This window comes from Rhodoluna sp., from assembly GCF_024641065.1.
Classification (GTDB): Bacteria; Actinomycetota; Actinomycetes; order Actinomycetales; family Microbacteriaceae; genus Rhodoluna.
The window spans coordinates 381031-396713 of sequence record NZ_JAHEDV010000001.1; the positions used below are offsets into that span (position 1 = coordinate 381031).

At 52.1% G+C, this 15683-nt stretch carries 12 protein-coding genes; 5 read left to right on the plus strand and 7 right to left on the minus strand.

Going from position 1 to position 15683, the window contains the following annotated elements; all coding sequences use genetic code 11:
* Positions 1–40: 40 nt before the first annotated feature.
* Positions 41–1216 carry a cysteine desulfurase family protein gene (locus Q0L26_RS01820; protein ID WP_296646565.1) on the minus strand — a complete coding sequence of 392 codons (1176 nt, stop codon included), beginning with the start codon at positions 1214–1216 and terminating at the stop codon, positions 41–43.
* Positions 1217–1325: 109 nt separating this feature from the next.
* Between Q0L26_RS01820 and glgX the strand changes: the two genes are divergently transcribed.
* From glgX to glgB, 3 genes are all read left to right on the plus strand, one after another.
* On the plus strand, positions 1326–3380 hold the full coding sequence (gene glgX, locus Q0L26_RS01825) for a glycogen debranching protein GlgX (protein WP_296646566.1): 2055 nt from the start codon (positions 1326–1328) through the stop codon (positions 3378–3380).
* A gap of 86 nt (positions 3381–3466) precedes the next feature.
* Positions 3467–5494, plus strand: coding sequence for an alpha-1,4-glucan--maltose-1-phosphate maltosyltransferase (locus tag Q0L26_RS01830; protein WP_296646569.1), 2028 nt, complete (start codon positions 3467–3469; stop codon positions 5492–5494).
* Between the two features lie 14 nt (positions 5495–5508).
* Entirely contained in the window at positions 5509–7716 is a 2208-nt protein-coding gene (glgB, locus tag Q0L26_RS01835; protein WP_296646571.1) for a 1,4-alpha-glucan branching protein GlgB, read from the plus strand.
* A 28-nt stretch (positions 7717–7744) separates the two neighbouring features.
* On the opposite strand, the gene Q0L26_RS01840 is transcribed toward glgB, so the two are convergent.
* Complete coding sequence (locus Q0L26_RS01840) at positions 7745–8710, minus strand: tetratricopeptide repeat protein (RefSeq protein ID WP_296646573.1); 966 nt, start codon at positions 8708–8710, stop codon at positions 7745–7747.
* Complete coding sequence (locus Q0L26_RS01845) at positions 8710–10413, minus strand: hypothetical protein (RefSeq protein ID WP_296646574.1); 1704 nt, start codon at positions 10411–10413, stop codon at positions 8710–8712. Before Q0L26_RS01845 ends, Q0L26_RS01840 begins: the two co-directional genes overlap by 1 nt.
* A 77-nt stretch (positions 10414–10490) precedes the next feature.
* Between Q0L26_RS01845 and Q0L26_RS01850 the strand changes: the two genes are divergently transcribed.
* Both Q0L26_RS01850 and Q0L26_RS01855 read left to right on the plus strand, forming a co-directional pair.
* Positions 10491–11597 (plus strand): hypothetical protein, encoded by a 1107-nt coding sequence (locus Q0L26_RS01850; protein WP_296646576.1) that lies wholly within the window; start codon positions 10491–10493, stop codon positions 11595–11597.
* A gap of 16 nt (positions 11598–11613) precedes the next feature.
* Positions 11614–12666, plus strand: a complete 1053-nt coding sequence (locus Q0L26_RS01855; protein ID WP_296646578.1) for an AI-2E family transporter — start codon at positions 11614–11616, stop codon at positions 12664–12666.
* Positions 12667–12668: 2 nt separating this feature from the next.
* On the opposite strand, the gene Q0L26_RS01860 is transcribed toward Q0L26_RS01855, so the two are convergent.
* The 4 genes from Q0L26_RS01860 to Q0L26_RS01875 all read right to left on the minus strand — a co-directional run bounded on the left by Q0L26_RS01860 (position 12669) and on the right by Q0L26_RS01875 (position 15672).
* Entirely contained in the window at positions 12669–13394 is a 726-nt protein-coding gene (locus tag Q0L26_RS01860) for an alpha/beta fold hydrolase (protein WP_296646579.1), read from the minus strand.
* A gap of 292 nt (positions 13395–13686) precedes the next feature.
* Entirely contained in the window at positions 13687–14352 is a 666-nt protein-coding gene (locus Q0L26_RS01865; protein ID WP_296646582.1) for a lytic transglycosylase domain-containing protein, read from the minus strand.
* Positions 14353–14414: 62 nt separating this feature from the next.
* Positions 14415–15137, minus strand: coding sequence for an HNH endonuclease family protein (locus Q0L26_RS01870; RefSeq protein WP_366518381.1), 723 nt, complete (start codon positions 15135–15137; stop codon positions 14415–14417).
* On the minus strand, positions 15121–15672 hold the full coding sequence (locus tag Q0L26_RS01875) for a DivIVA domain-containing protein (RefSeq protein ID WP_296646584.1): 552 nt from the start codon (positions 15670–15672) through the stop codon (positions 15121–15123). Before Q0L26_RS01875 ends, Q0L26_RS01870 begins: the two co-directional genes overlap by 17 nt.
* Positions 15673–15683: the final 11 nt, after the last annotated feature.

Sequence of the window (15683 nt, forward strand, 5' to 3'; positions counted from 1 at the left end):
TACTTTCAACCAGTGACTTTCTAGAGCCCAATTTCAAGCGCTACTTGGCTGACAGGCCAGCTTTTTTGGCTGAGGCATAGGCAGCCGGGAGTGCGTCAATAAAGGCTTGAACCTCGGCTTCGGTCGTGCTGTGACCGAACGAAACTCTCAGGCATCCAGAAGCCTCGGCCTCGGTTCTTCCCATTGCCAAAAGCACGTGCGAAGGCTCAGCCACTCCCGCTCGGCAAGCAGAGCCGGTTGAAACTGACACTCCGGCTGAGTCCAATAGGAATAACAACGAATCTCCGCTGCAGCCAGCAAAGCTAAAGTGCAGAATATTCGGCAAACCAGCAGCTCCGCCGCGGCTCAAGGTGACCTCGATGTCTTTGATTGCAGACAGAGACTTCAAGATCGCGCCGGCAAACTTTGCATGCTTGGCAGCCATGGCTTCGGCCTCAGCAACGCACAGCTCTGCGGCGAGCGCAAAACTCTTGGCGAGGGCTGGGCTTAGAGTTCCAGACCTGAGTCCACGTTCCTGACCGCCACCGTGGGCCACCTCAACCAATTTGGTGTTCCTAGAGACAATCAGCGCGCCCACACCAATCGGAGAGCCGATTTTATGACCGGTGATGGTCATGGCGGCTAAACCGCTTGTTGCAAAACTGATTGGCAGGTGCCCAAAGGCAGCAACGGCATCAGAATGGACCGGAATTCGATATTTGTCAGCTAGCGCGGTTACCTCATGGATGTCAGTAATCACACCGGTCTCGTTATTGGCCCACATGAGAGTGATTAGAGCAACTTCATTAGCGCGCTCGGCTAAAACACGAGCGAGCGCATCAAGCTCTACCAAACCCTCGTTCGAGACAGGCAACCAGATAACTTCAGCACCCTGGGATTTTTCGAGCCATTCAAGCGGATCAATAACAGCGTGATGCTCGGTAGCCGCCGAGATTATTACCCTGCGAGCTGCATCTTCACCGTTGCGCTGCCAAAAGATTCCCTTCACGGCAAGATTGTCGCTTTCGGTGCCACCCGAGGTGAGAATTACCTCAGATCGATTGCAGTCAACCGCTTTAGCGATCTGTTCACGGGCCTCTTCTACTAGCTGGCGAGCGCTCTGGCCGTATCCATGGATAGATGACGGGTTACCAACAACCTCGAGGTGGGCCAAGAACTCATCACGCACTTCACTTCGCAGCACAGAGCTAGCGGCGTGATCGAGATAAACGGGCATGCTCTAAGCCTACTTTCAGCGATGGGTTAACAAGTCTGAAATCATCGGCTGAGTATCATAAGAAAGTTATTGTTCCTATTCCTTCTCTTCCTTTTCAAAGCGGGTGCTGATGCTAAACCTTGATTTGCCAACTCCAGGCACAATGGGCGTAACCATCCAAGACGGGTTAGGCACTATTCGTGTTTACTCTGCCAATGCCACCAGCATTCAACTTTGCATCTTGGATGAAGCTGACACGCGAACCGCTAAAGAAGTAATTGAACTAACCCGTGGCGAAGCTGACATCTGGGCCGCCACCACTGGAAATTTGAAACCAGGCACTAGATACGCACTTCGCGCCGACGGCCCCAAAGGCCCACGACACGGATTCAACACCAATCTGTTTTTGATTGACCCTTATGCGCGCGGTGTCGTGCGTGAAAGTGCTCGCGAATATCACTGCGTGGTTGTCGATGGCGAATTCGATTGGCAAGGCGTTGCCAAACCGAACATTCCTCTTGATGAGCTCATCGTTTATGAAGCACATGCTCGCGGACTAACTCGTGGCAACACTGATTTGCCAGATGACATTCGTGGAACCTATGCCGCTCTGGGACACCCAAGCACCATCGAGCATCTGAAGCGTATTGGCGTGAACGCAGTTGAGTTACTGCCGATTCACATGTTTATCTCAGAGCCACGCCTGATGAACATGGGCCTCATCAATTACTGGGGCTATAACAGCATTAACTTCTTTACCCCTCACCACCGTTACGCGACCCCGGCCGCAATCAAGGCAGGCCCGGCGGCAATCTTGACTGAGCTCAAGACTGCAATTCGCGAACTTCACCGCAATGGCATCGAAGTGCTACTTGACGTTGTCTATAACCACACTGCTGAGGGTGGTGGCGGTGGCCTGACCTATTCTTACCGAGGTCTAGACAATTCGAGTTATTACCGCATGGATGACAACGGGCATTTTCACGACACCACCGGTTGCGGAAACTCGCTTGATTTCGGCAATCCACACGTGATCCACATGGTTCTCGAAAGCCTTCGCTACTGGACTAATGAGCTTCAAATCGACGGTTACCGTTTTGACCTGGCGACCACATTGGCTCGCAACGAGATCAACCACTTTGATCCAAACCATCCACTGCTTCAGGCGATTGTTGACGACCCTAACTTTGCCGACACCAAAATGATTGTTGAACCCTGGGATGTTGGCCTCGGCGGCTGGCAAACCGGTGGGTTCCCAGACCGATTTAGCGAGTGGAATGACCGCTACCGCGACAGTGTGCGACGTTTCTGGTTGGCAGATATTGCTACTGCTCGCAATTCAGGAAACCACTGGAACGGTGTGGCCGATTTGGCTACTCGACTCTCAGGTTCACGCGACATTTTTAACGGCCCGAGCGGCCCAGTTGGCGGCGTGAACTTCATCACTGCACATGATGGCTTCTGCCTTCGCGACTTGGTGAGCTATGACGTCAAGCACAATCAGTCAAATGGCGAGAGCAACCGTGACGGAACCAACGGAAACCACTCGTTCAACCACGGCCACGAAGGCACCGGTGCGCCCGACGAAATTCGTGTGCAGCGTCGCAAAGCCGCGCGAAACATGATGGCGACCATGCTGTTTTCGGCTGGCATTCCGATGATCACCGCTGGTGACGAGCGGTACAAGACTCAAAGCGGTAACAACAACGCCTACTGCCAAGACAACGTAATGAGTTGGGTTAACTGGAAACTCGAGCGTCAGAACCGCGACTTTGAAGAAACCTTTGCCTACCTAACCAAACTGCGGCACGAAAACCCGGTCTTGAGACCGAAGACTTTCGGTGATTTCAACACTGCAACCGAAGAACACGACATGGTCAAGTGGTACAACAGTGCTGGCGAGATCATGACCGATGAAAATTGGCATGACGCAGAATGCAGAACTCTCACCCGCTACACCGAACACCTAAACTCTGATGGCTCAAGATCATCCATGTTGCTTGTGATTCACGGTTCTGAAAAGGCCACCGAGGTTGTTTTGCCATCGGAACTCGGTTTCGAAAACTACCAATTGCTGTGGAACAGCGCCTATGACCTACCAAAACCGGCAACTGAGATCACGCCTGCAGGCGCTGCGGTGAAACTAACTGGCACATCGATGCAGTTGTTCAAAGCAATTTGGTAATTTTTGCCAGGCTTACTTGCTAACGGATATGTAAAGCCTTCGCAAACCACCATAAACAGCACAAAAATGTCGCTAAGTTATGGAGTGTGAGCAAAATTACTGCGATTAGCTATCAGCACGAACAGCCTTTCGGCCGAATTCCAATTCTTGGCGTACAACCGATAGTCGAGGGTGGTCGCTGGGCCGCCAAAGCTGTAGCGGGAGAGGTTATTCCTTTCTCAGCCAATGTTTTCAGAGAAGGCCACGACTCACTTGGTGCTGAAGTACTGCTAACCAACCCCTCAGGCTCTCAGAGCGTGCACAGAATGCATGCGGGAGCACCCGGTTCAGACCTATGGCATGCCTCAGTTCAGCTAGATGAAACCGGCAGCTACCGATTTAGGATTCGTGCCTTTGGCGATGACTATGACACCTGGCACCACACCGCGGTTGTGAAACTGGCTGTTGGAGTCGACGAAGAGCTCATGATGCTCGAGGGAGTAGCGCTATTCACTCGCGCAGCAGCCGAGAAAGACCGCTCCAAAGCCAACGCCAAATTGCTAGTTGAGCTGGCCGAAACCCTGGCTGACCAGAGCAAATCTCCGAAAGATCGACTCGCAGCGGCCGAAACCGCAGCCGTAAAAAAGGCAATTGCTAATCAGCCAATCAGAAGCTTGGTAACTCTGAGTGAAGAGTTTCCGATCAAATCTGAGAGAAAGCTTGCCGGCGTCGGTGCTTGGTACGAGTTCTTCCCAAGAAGTGAAGGCGCAAAGTTCGACACCAAGACACAAACCTGGACTTCAGGAAACTTCAAGACAGCCGCTAAGCGTCTACCAGCAGTTGCTGAAATGGGTTTCGACATCCTTTACATGCCACCAATCCACCCGATTGGTCGTTCACACCGCAAGGGGCCCAACAACACCCTGGTAGCGGGCGAGCAAGACCCAGGCTCACCTTGGGCAATAGGCTCTGAGGCCGGCGGCCACGACGCAATTCACCCAGAGCTGGGAACCGAAAAAGACTTTGCCAGCTTTGTTCGTGCTGCCAACAACCTTGGCCTCGAAATTGCGATGGATCTTGCCCTGCAAGCCTCCCCTGACCACCCCTGGGTCAAAACCAACCCTGAGTGGTTCACAACTCGCGCTGACGGCACAATTGCCTATGCCGAGAACCCGCCGAAGAAATACCAGGATATTTTTCCGATCAACTTCGACAATGACCCAGAGGGTATCTACTTTGAGGTTTTGCGAGTTGTAAAGCTCTGGATTTCACGCGGTGTGAAGATCTTCCGGGTTGATAACCCCCACACCAAGCCGGTGGCTTTTTGGGAGTGGCTTATCAACGAGATTAATTCCGAATTCCCAGAGGTCGTGTTCTTGGCTGAGGCATTCACTCGCCCATCGATGATGCACGCCCTAGGAAAAGCCGGATTCCAGCAGAGCTACACCTACTACACCTGGAGAAATACCAAAGCTGAGCTCGAGGCCTATCTAACCGAGCTCGCCAAGACCAGCGCAAACTTCTTTAGACCAAACCTTTGGGTGAGCACTCCAGATATTCTCACCGAGTATCTGCAATTTGGCGGGCCAGCCGGGCACAAAATCCGTGCGGTTATTGCTGCCACCGCTTCACCAAGTTGGGGCATGTATGCCGGCTATGAACTTTGCGAGTCAGTTGCTCGACCAGGGGCCGAAGAACACATTGACAGCGAAAAATTCGAATTCCGCCCACGCGATTGGCAAGGCGCTGAAAAGGGTGGTCGAAGCATTGCCGGCTACATCACCAAGCTGAATCAAATTCGCCACGCACACCCAGCGCTACAGCAGTTGCGCAACTTCGAACTACACCACAGCGATGATTCAGGCATCCTGGTTTTCTCAAAGCACTTGGATGCAGCTCACACGCCGAATGGTAAGAGTGACACCATTCTCGTAGTCGTAAACGTTGACCCGCATGCAGTGCGCGAAACTACCGTTCGCCTTGACCTTGCAAAACTAGGCCTAGCGCCTGGAGCCAGCTTTGAGGTTACCGACCTCATCACTAAGGCAACCTACGACTGGTCAAGCGACAACTATGTTCGCCTCGATTCGTTTGTTGAACCGGCTCACATTTTCAAAATTGGCAAAACCCTCTAACTAAAGGATCTGCAATGGCTATTTCAAAAAAGGCAGCTAACACCTTGCCGGATCTTGACGTTCACTATGTTGGCCGAGTTTCAGGTGGAGCACACCATGACCCGCACTCACTTCTAGGTGTGCACCCGCACGAGGGCGGATGGATCATTCGGGCGCTTCGACCTTTGGCAAAATCAGTATCGGCCGAGCTAGGTGCAAAAAAGTTAATTGAACTCACTCACCTTGAATTTGGCGTGTGGCAGGGTTTTGTCGCGGCAAAAACCAAGCCCGACTACCGCATTTTGACAACCTACGCCGGTGAAGGCGAAGACACCACCTGGCTGGCCGATGATGCATACCGTCACCTTCCTACCCTTGGCGAGCTTGATCTGCACCTGATTGGCGAGGGTCGCCACGAAGAGCTTTGGCTTGCGCTTGGCTCTCACATCCATGCGATCAAAGATTCAATCGGCACCAGCCACGGCGTGAAATTTGCCGTCTGGGCCCCTAATGCTCAGGCTGTGCGCGTTGTGGGTGAGTTCAACCACTGGAACGGTGTTGGCCACGCAATGCGAGTAATGGGTGGAACCGGCGTCTGGGAACTGTTTATTCCAGGCGTTGGTGTTGGCACCAAGTACAAGTATGAAATCTTGACCCAAGACGGCAACTGGATCACCAAAATTGACCCACTGGCTCAGGCAACTGAGGTTCCACCGTCTACAGCCTCGATTGTCACTGAATCTACTTATAAATGGAAAGACTCCAAGTGGATTGACGCTCGTTCAAAGCGCGATGCGCTGAAATCTCCGATGTCGATTTATGAGCTCCACGCCGGGTCTTGGCGTCAGGGGCTCGATTACCGAACCTTGGCCGATGAACTGATTCCTTATGTTCAGGAGCTTGGCTTCACTCACGTTGAGTTCATGCCACTGGCGGAACACCCATACGCGCCATCGTGGGGTTATCAGGTAACCGGTTACTTTGCACCAACCTCGCGTTTTGGCTCACCTGATGATCTGCGCTATTTGATCGACCGACTGCACGAGGCCAATATCGGCGTGATTCTTGACTGGGTTCCAGCGCACTTTCCGAAGGATGAATGGGCCCTCGGCCGATTTGATGGTCGCGCGCTCTATGAGCACGAAGACCCTCGGCGCGGCGAGCACCCTGACTGGGGTACCTACATCTTTGACTTTGGGCGCACCGAGGTTAAGAACTTCTTGGTTGCCAATGCGCTCTATTGGCTAGAAGAGTTTCACATCGATGCTCTGCGCGTTGACGCTGTGGCCTCGATGCTTTATCTTGACTACTCGCGCGAAAGCGATAACTGGCTTCCAAACCAGTTCGGTGGACGTGAAAACTTGGATGCCATTGCTTTCATGCAAGAAGTGAACGCAACTGCGTATCGACGAAACCCTGGCATCATGATGATTGCCGAAGAGTCAACCAGTTGGGGCGGCGTCTCTGCGCCGACCGATGGTGGCGGTTTGGGCTTCGGCTTCAAATGGAACATGGGCTGGATGAACGACACTCTTCAGTACATCGAAAAAGACCCGGCCTATCGCAAGTACCACCACGGTGAGCTAACTTTCTCAATGCTTTATGCCTATGACGAAAAGTTCATTTTGCCTATCAGCCATGACGAGGTTGTGCACGGCAAGGGATCACTGCTTGCCAAGATGCCTGGTGACCGCTGGCAGCAACTCGCCAACGTTCGCGCCTACCTTGCGTTCATGTGGTCTCACCCAGGCAAGCAGTTGTTGTTCATGGGTTCAGAATTCGGTCAACAGTCAGAGTGGAACCAAGAACGCGGACTCGAGTGGTGGATTCTTGATCAGCCAAGTCACCGCGGCTTGCAGTCGCTAGTTTCGACCCTGAACAAGCTTTACGTTGAAAACCCGGCCATGTGGCAGCTAGACCACCACCACACCGGATTCGTGTGGATCGATGGCGGCAATGCCGACGGCAACCTATTGAGTTTCTTGCGTTATGACGACAATGGCGAACCAATCGCCGTTGTTATCAACTTCGCTGGCCACCCACATCACGACTTCAAGCTTGGCCTGCCACGTGCAGGTAAATGGTCTGAGATTTTGAACACGGATGCCGCCGAATTTGGCGGTTCAGGCGTGGGCAACTTTGGTCAAATCGAAGCTAACGGCGAGGGCAGTCACGGGCAACCGCATTCGGCGAATATTTCAGTTCCGCCATTGGGTGCAGTCTGGTTCAAACCAGCCAAATAAACCAAATAAACCAAATAACCCAAATAAGTTAGTAGAGCAAAGCAGCAAGCGCTTTTCGAGCTTGCGCGAGTTCTGGTGCATCAGGGTCGCAAACTTTGAAGAGTTCAAGCAGGTGCTTGCGCAAAACATCTCGCTCAGAATTGTCGGCACTGGCGAATCTGGTCAAGATGGTTTGAAATCCCAGCCCAAACTGACCAACCGCAACACAGGCATCTGCCTTCGCCAGGGTTTCATCCGTGGTTTTAGGAGCCGAGTTCAAAACCTGCTCAAGTTGCATAGCTTTGGTGCGTTCAAGTAGTTCTGCCTGAGCAAGACCCGCGATAGCCATTGCATCAGCGGGGCTCTCTCGCAATGCGTCTTTGTAGAAACCAATCGCTGCAAGATAGTCAGCCGAATCAATTGCTTCGAGCGCCTTTTGGTGAAGCGGAGGCAACGCAGGCTCGGTCGGTTGAGAAAATTCATCAGAAACAACAACTTGGCCAACCATGCCATTTTGAGTAGCCATCTCAAGCAAACGATTCATAAGTTGAGAAATTGCATCTTGAGTTTGGTTGCCCTCGAATAGATGCACCGGCTGCCCCTTTACCAAAGCAACAACTGCGGGCACCGCCTTGATAGCAAAAGCCTGCACAACCTCGGGTGATGCCTGGGTGTCAATTTTGACCAACAGAATTCGGCCGTGAAGCGAGCGAACCACGTGTTCCAAAGTTGCCGAGAGCGCCTTGCTCTGGTCACTCCAGTCTGCAAAGAAATCAATGACAACCGGAACCGTGCCCGAGATGTTTACAAAGGTCTTGAGGTTATTAGCATCAGCAAGTGCTACTAGATCAGGAACCTTAATCGCGTCGCTTGTTGATTGTGGTGGCATTGGAGCCGCGTCCTGCTGAGCAGCTGGCCCTGAAGTATCGGTCGCGCTTGCCGACTGCGCTTTGTTGCGTAGCGATGAGAGGTCAACGGCACCGGCCAAGTTTGGGCGAGATGAAAAATCTGACACTAAGACAACGCCCTAACGCTAATTAGACCCTGGCTAACTCCGAGTAGGCGAACCGCTTTGTCAGCCTCGCTAAGTGCCGGCACATAAAACAGCAACATGTCGCCATAGATTGTTCGAACTCCGGTGGTTGAACCGTCGGCGCCAAGGAGAATTTTCTCAAGCCCCGAAACAGCAACAGCCGATGATCGATCCTTTGGCTTAATAGTCGTGGTGTCAGTCATGTAAACCGCTACCAACGCACCAGCATCGGTGGTTGAAAGTGAAATTGCGTTGTTCTCAGCAAGCGCGTGGGCGAAAACCATCTTTGCCGTTTTAAGTTTTTCAGCTTGGGTGATTTGGCTTTGCGAGACCTGCTTGTAGAACTCATCATTATCGGTGTCGAACAGGCTGTAACTGAGGCTGGCGGCGCCCTTGTTGATCACATCGCCGTAGGCGTCAGGAATCTGAAGTGGTTGAAGTTTTAGGAACAGTGAGTCTGAGTCAACCGGTGTTGCGCCAACCCCAGGTGACACCACTTCAGGCACCTCTGCGCCTGGCATCAGGCGAATGTTGTACCAGAGCAAATATTGACTGCGAGGGGTCTGCTGTTGCAGAACCAATAGCTGAGGCAGCTCGGTTTCGCCAGGCTGGTCGGTTACCACCATGACAGTTCGTGGCCATTCAGAAGTTGCTGCCGGCAAACTGAAAGTTAGCGGTTTAGCGGCGATCGAGGGCATTGCCTCAACCTTTTTCGACTTCTTTTGAATCAAGTAGTGAGTGGTTCGAAGGGCAAGTGACGGCCCTGTGACACGCGATTCAAGTGCACTAGCGTCTTTGACAGTGTCTGCCTCGGTGACCACCTTCGACACCTGAGCAACGATTCGCTCAATTTGCCCTGCGGTTAGCGAAGCAGGTGGGGCCGCGTCAACCGATGAACTCGGCGATGGGCTCACCTGGCTTGATGGTGCCGAACAGCCGGTAAGAAGCGCTAGCACAACCATTGAGGCTGGAGCAGCAATCGCAGCTCGACCTGCAGCGCGACGCCCACGCACCGGAGCAGAAGGTTTAGCGCTCTTGAAGCGATACTTTGGTGGCTTGGGAGCTGATGGCGTCCGACGTCGTGGCCCACGGTGACGGCGCATGTTTTGGTAGGCCAGGGTGTTGAAAATAAAAGCCCCGGCCAGCAACACAGCACCGCTGATCAGCAAGAAGTTTGACCAGAATGGGTCCACCACAATTGGCCAAACAAGTTCAATTCGAGATGCGGCCGGCGAAACGCCATCTGAGGCAATCAAAACGGCGTTATCGAGTTTGGTGCTCACCTTGAGGGAGCCTTCGAAGTCAGCCATAACCTCTGATCGCCAAAGGTCAGAACCTAGCGGTGAACCGTAGTTAGCTTTGCCATCGATGGGGGTAACAATGATCGAGGTCTTCTTTGCATCAACTGCGAATTCTTCGTGAACAACGCCACCGACCCAAGCCTCAATGTCGCTCTGACGACCAGTAGCAATAAAGACTCGGTCAGAACCAGAGGCCTTGATAGTAGGTGCACCAGGATGAGTCGTCAGCACACCGTGAGGAATCACCAAGATTGGTGAAGATTCATCTCGTGAAATTGAGAGGCTGTATGACTCTGGTGGAGACCAAATAGTTTTTTGCGCCAAGCCGAATAGCAAAAGGAATACAGACGTGACGAAAAGCGCAGCAGCAATCAAAAAGCGCATGCGATATCCAATCAGGTAAACTTGGCGAAGGCAGAAATGCCTGTATTTATTCTAACCAAGTGCCTAGGAGCCGTCATTTGTCAGGCGAATCAACCGAATTCCCAGTAGTCATGCGTGGCTACGAGCGTGGGCCAGTTGACGACGCTATCCGTGACCTCAATAAAGATCTGATGCACCTGTCTGCTCAGAACGCTCAGTTAGCACAGGAACTCAAAGAGGCCAAAGCTTCACGCGAGGCTGTCGATGCCCTACTTAGCGAAGTTGAAACACCTTCTTATAGTGGTGTCGGCGCAAAGGCAGCCCTGATTCTCAGCACCGCTGAAGACCAGGCCCAAGATCTGATTAGAACTGCGAAGGCTGAGGCAGCCTCACTTCGCAAGAAGCTCCAGGATGAAATTCAGGCTCTGCATGGTGAAGCAAAGGGCTATTACGACTCGCTAGTCGCTGAAGCTCAGCGCCGCGCAGACCGCGTGTCTGCTGCAGCCCGAATTGACTATGACGACATGTTGAATCAAGCACGCAACGACTCAGCTCGCATCATTGATGAAGCTACCCGTTCTGCAGGTTCAACTCGTGGCGCGATTTCAACAGAAGTCGCCAAGATGAAGGCCAATGCTAAGCGTGAGGTTGAGTCGCTTAAGGCAAAAGTTGAACGTGACCTCGCCGAGCGCAAACTGATTGCCCAGCGCGAAATCACTCGCGAGCTCGACCTTGACTATGCGGCAACCTTGTTAACTGAGCAAGCCCGAATTGACCTTGAGCTTGAACTAACCGCTCGACGAGCAGAGGCTGAAGCAGAATACCTGCGCAAGCACCAAGAGGCTGTTGCTGCTACCCAGAAATACCTGGATGACGCCAACGCTCAGCTTCAAAATGCCCTTACCCGTGCCAACGCTGCACGACTAGAGGCTGAGACACTTCAGGCTGCTGCCATCTCGATTAACCAACAGACCACCGATTCAGCCCGCAAGAAGGCCGATGCGATCGTTGCCGCAGCCGAGGCAGAATCGCGTCAAATTGCTGCTGAGACTCAAGCCTCAATCGAAGCACAGCTAAACAAGGCGCAGGCCGATCTTGCTGCGGTTATTGCTGAGCGCGATTCAGTAGAGGTTTACCTTCGCAACCTGAAAGAATTTCTCGAGAGTTCAAAACTTCTCGGAAAACCTTCCAACCTAACCAACTAGAGAACAGGCGCACACCATGTCGAGCCCGATAAGAGTTAGCAACTCGTTCCAAATAGGTCTGCTCGGTGGCTTGGGAGTTCTCACAGCTCTAATCGTCGGTGGCGCCATCACCACATTGGCAAACATCTTGACTTACGTTGCGGCTGCAATATTTATCGCACTCGGTCTTGAACCTGTAGTTGCCAAGCTTCAGTCATGGGGCCTCAAGCGTCGACTAGCGATTTTGACTGTTGCACTAAGTTTTATTGGCTTGCTAGCTGCACTTTCAGCGGCAATTGTTCCTACTCTTGCAAGTCAAACCGCGCACTTCATTGAAACCGCCCCTGCGGTTTTGAATGGGGTAAGTCAGGTGCCACTTGTGGCCGACTTAGATGAACGCTTCAATGGCGTAATCAGCAATGCCTTGAACCAGGTTGGTACTTATCTTGGAGATTCAGCAAACTGGCCAACTATGTTTGGTGGCGTTGTGCAGGTAGGGCTTTCAATTTTCAATGGCGCATTCGGCGCTATCATCATCATCATTCTCAGCCTTTATTTCATGGCCTCGATGTCGAGCTTCAAGCGATGGATCTACTCGTTGGTAGCAGCATCTCGCCGAGACAAATTCAGCGACCTTGCCGAACAAATCTCTGATTCAATCGGGCGTTACGTGATGGGGCAAGTTTCTATCGGCGCAATTGGTTCCACTTTGGCCTTCATCATGATGAGCATTGTTGGTGTTCCATATGCACTTGTTCTAGCCATGATCGCCTTTGTGTTTGGTCTTATTCCACTAGTTGGTTCGATTTCATCAGCAATCCTGATCACACTTGTTGCCCTCAGCGTTTCACCAACCGCGGCAATTGTTGCCGGTATTTATTTCTTGGTTTACATGCAGGTTGAGGCCTACCTAATCAGCCCAAGAATCATGAGCCACGCTGTGAACGTTCCCGGAGCAGTTGTTGTTGTGGCAGCACTCGCCGGTGGCGCGCTTCTAGGAGTTCTCGGTGCACTTGTGGCGATTCCGGTTGCCGCTTCAATCTTGCTCATCTTGCGTGAGGTTTATAAGCCTTACCAAGACGCTCGCTAAAACTAAACGTTTTGCCAGTGAGTTGGCAGCGGGTAACTCTGCGGGCTAACCACGCGAACGATTTCATTTAGAACACGCGTAGTCGCCGATTCACCTACCCATAGGTGTTTGGCACCATCGACACCAATTAGATCAATGTGGCTAATCATGCCGAATCTGTGTTTAGCTTCGGCGGGCTTCAGATAGTCATCATGTTCAGGAATCAGGGCAACAATCTTCTTGTCACTCCCCTGCCACCTAAGCAACTCGTCATCACTGGTGCGATGCAATGGCGGAGAGAGCAGAATTGCGCCGACGACATCTTGGTTGACGCCATATTTCAATGCAAGTTCGGTGCCAAATGACCAACCGACTAACCAAAGGTTTGGCAGGCCACGCTCTTTAGCGAACCGAACGGCCGCTTCAAGGTCAAGTTGTTCGCTGACACCTTCGCCAAAACTGCCCTGGCTCAGGCCCCTAGGCGAAGAAGTTCCTCGGGTGTTGAAGCGGAGAACAGCAATATTGGCTAGTTCAGGCAGTCGATTAGAAGCCTTGCGCAAAATGTGCGAATCCATGAATCCGCCGTGAGTTGGCAGTGGGTGCAGCGTGATCAGTGTGGCTTCCGGTTGCCCACCAACCGGCATGGCCAGCTCGCCAACAAGTTCAAGACCATCCTCAGTTCGAAGAACGATTTCTTCACGGATAACCGGCAACTCGACACCTGAGCGAATTTCGATTAGTTCACTCAAAGTAGCGGCCCCTGAAACGCTGCCCAACATGAATTATGAAAATGTCTGCGGGTGTCGACACCTCGAACTGAATCCCAGGAAACAAGGTGGCTAAGCCCTTTGGTGATATTCAAATTGCAGTGCGGGCAAACCCAACTTTTACCATCTTCAGCGTTCGCGCCGATGCTGGTTTGAACCGTATAAGAGACGCCTCGCTTTAGCTCTTCGCGGCGATAGCCCATCCGTGCATTTGAAAGGTCAAGATCTTCACTCGAACTACGCTTTGTGCCACGTGGTCGATTCGAGCGGGGCACTAGTACCAACCGATTTTGTCAGAGTGAGCGAGTGCGCCACAAGGTGAGCCGTAACGACCCTTGATGTACTTGACGCCCCATCGAACCTGAGTTTCGTGGTTAGTCTGCCAGTCTGGGCCCTCTGAAGCCATCTTGCTTCCCGGCAACGACTGTGGAATGCCGTAAGCGCCCGAAGACTTGTTGCGAGCATTCACTCGCCAGTTTGATTCGCGTTCCCAAAGCTTTACCAAACATGAGTACTGGTCTTCACCAAAGTTCATCTTTTTAAGCAATTCATAGGCGTAAGCCTTTGCAGTCCCAGGAAGCGGAATGGATGCTTGCTCAACAAAGAGCGCAGCCGCATCGTCGCCAGTCAAAATGTTGAAGCCACCGCGGGCAAAACTGATGGTCTGTGTAGTTGAAATTCCGTAGCTTTGATCTTCAGGCTGCTCAGCGATGTCAAATACTTGGATAGTGCTCGCACTTGCCATAGTGCCGGCGTAAGGATCAACGATGGTTACCAAGGCAAAACCAACCGAGAAAACGAATCCCCAAAATGGCTGGAAGGCATACTTCTTCAAACGCGGAAATTTAGGTCGTTTGAACGGGGTCTTTTCGAGAGCCGCGTCGACTTTTTGGCCGACACGGTGCGACAGATTAGGCCTTAGCGCCTCATGTCTGCCCATTTAGAACCTCTCAAATACCGGTTTGGTTCGCAAAACTCCAGTTTACCAACGGCAACCGAGTATTACCAGAGACTATTGGCTATCTTGTAGGCCTGACAAGAGGTTGTTGAATTCAGCACCTCTCGTATTTTTGCTTTTTCGGCGAGGGTGACCCAGATTCCATACTTCAGTTTTACAGCCACCTGTCGAGCAACGTATTTGCATCGGTAAGAACGTGATGGTGGCAGCCAAGATGCTGCGTCGCTGTCACTCTTTTGAGAATTAGTAGGACCGTCAACCGCAAGTAGATTCAATGGATCGTTGTAGAAGGCATTCCTCTTTGAATAGGAGAATTGCTGTGCACCCTTTTGCCAAGCATCGCTCACTGCCACAACGTGGTCAATCTGAACTTTCCACGATGTTGATGTACCTCGCAGAAAATTTATCGTGTGGCCGGTATACGGGTCGTTCAGTACCCCACTCGCCACCGTGCACGCAGGTGATGTGCGATAGGTGATGCTGGTCAAATCGCGACGCAGAATGTAGTTACGCAGGTCGCATCCATCACGCTCACCCCAGCCATCGCTAAATAAGCTGCGGTCATAGCCCGTTTTAGGTGCTCGACCTTTGACGTCCAAACAATTCAGCAATTTCAGAGCCACGGATGTTGTTGCCCGGTGAGTTGCCGAAGGGCAATAGCTAGGTTTGGTTACTGCTTCAGCAGAGCCAACCGGGGCAATTTGAAATCCACAGACAATCGCGATGGTGGTCGCAATTGAGATGACAGATTTAAAGTTGTTTCTCAATCTGAAGAACCTCAACGATTCGATCAATGAATGCGTCAACCTGAGCTTCAACATAGCCACCCCTCTTGGCTTTAAAGATAAAGCGGCGCACTGACAGCAAATCCAATGGCGTATCTGAATCTAAGTGTCTAGCCAACGACTCACACAGGGCATCTACCTGCTTGCGGTCATAGCCGCGCAACAGATAACCGGTGGAAGAAAATTTACGACGCTTTGGGCGTTCGACGCGGCCACGAAGAATTTCTTGAATTCGCGAAAGGCGATCCTGCACGGCGTATTGACCCTTGGTTTCAAGTTGGTGAGCAATTTCACGCTGCGCAAAGGTGTCTTCGAGTCGATCCATGGCTGAATCAACCGCACCAATCAGGTAACCGCCGTGCACCAGGTCAAACTCGGTATTACGTACCTGGTCTGAAGTCACTAACTCGGCAGCCGGGTTCGCAAATTGGTCTCGTGCCTTCGCGATAAAGTCATCAACCTGCTCTGGAACGTATCCGGGTTGCTTTGGCTCTGCCTTTGGAAAAGAAAAACTCACGTCTGCGCTGC

Coding starts and splice junctions, on each gene's coding strand:
- glgB (WP_296646571.1), top strand. CDS start 5,509: ATGGCTATTTCAAAAAAGGCAGCTAACACCTTGCCGGATCTTGACGTT.
- Q0L26_RS01855 (WP_296646578.1), top strand. CDS start 11,614: ATGTCGAGCCCGATAAGAGTTAGCAACTCGTTCCAAATAGGTCTGCTC.
- Q0L26_RS01820 (WP_296646565.1), bottom strand. CDS start 1,216: ATGCCCGTTTATCTCGATCACGCCGCTAGCTCTGTGCTGCGAAGTGAA.
- Q0L26_RS01845 (WP_296646574.1), bottom strand. CDS start 10,413: ATGCGCTTTTTGATTGCTGCTGCGCTTTTCGTCACGTCTGTATTCCTT.
- glgX (WP_296646566.1), top strand. CDS start 1,326: ATGCTAAACCTTGATTTGCCAACTCCAGGCACAATGGGCGTAACCATC.
- Q0L26_RS01865 (WP_296646582.1), bottom strand. CDS start 14,352: ATGGGCAGACATGAGGCGCTAAGGCCTAATCTGTCGCACCGTGTCGGC.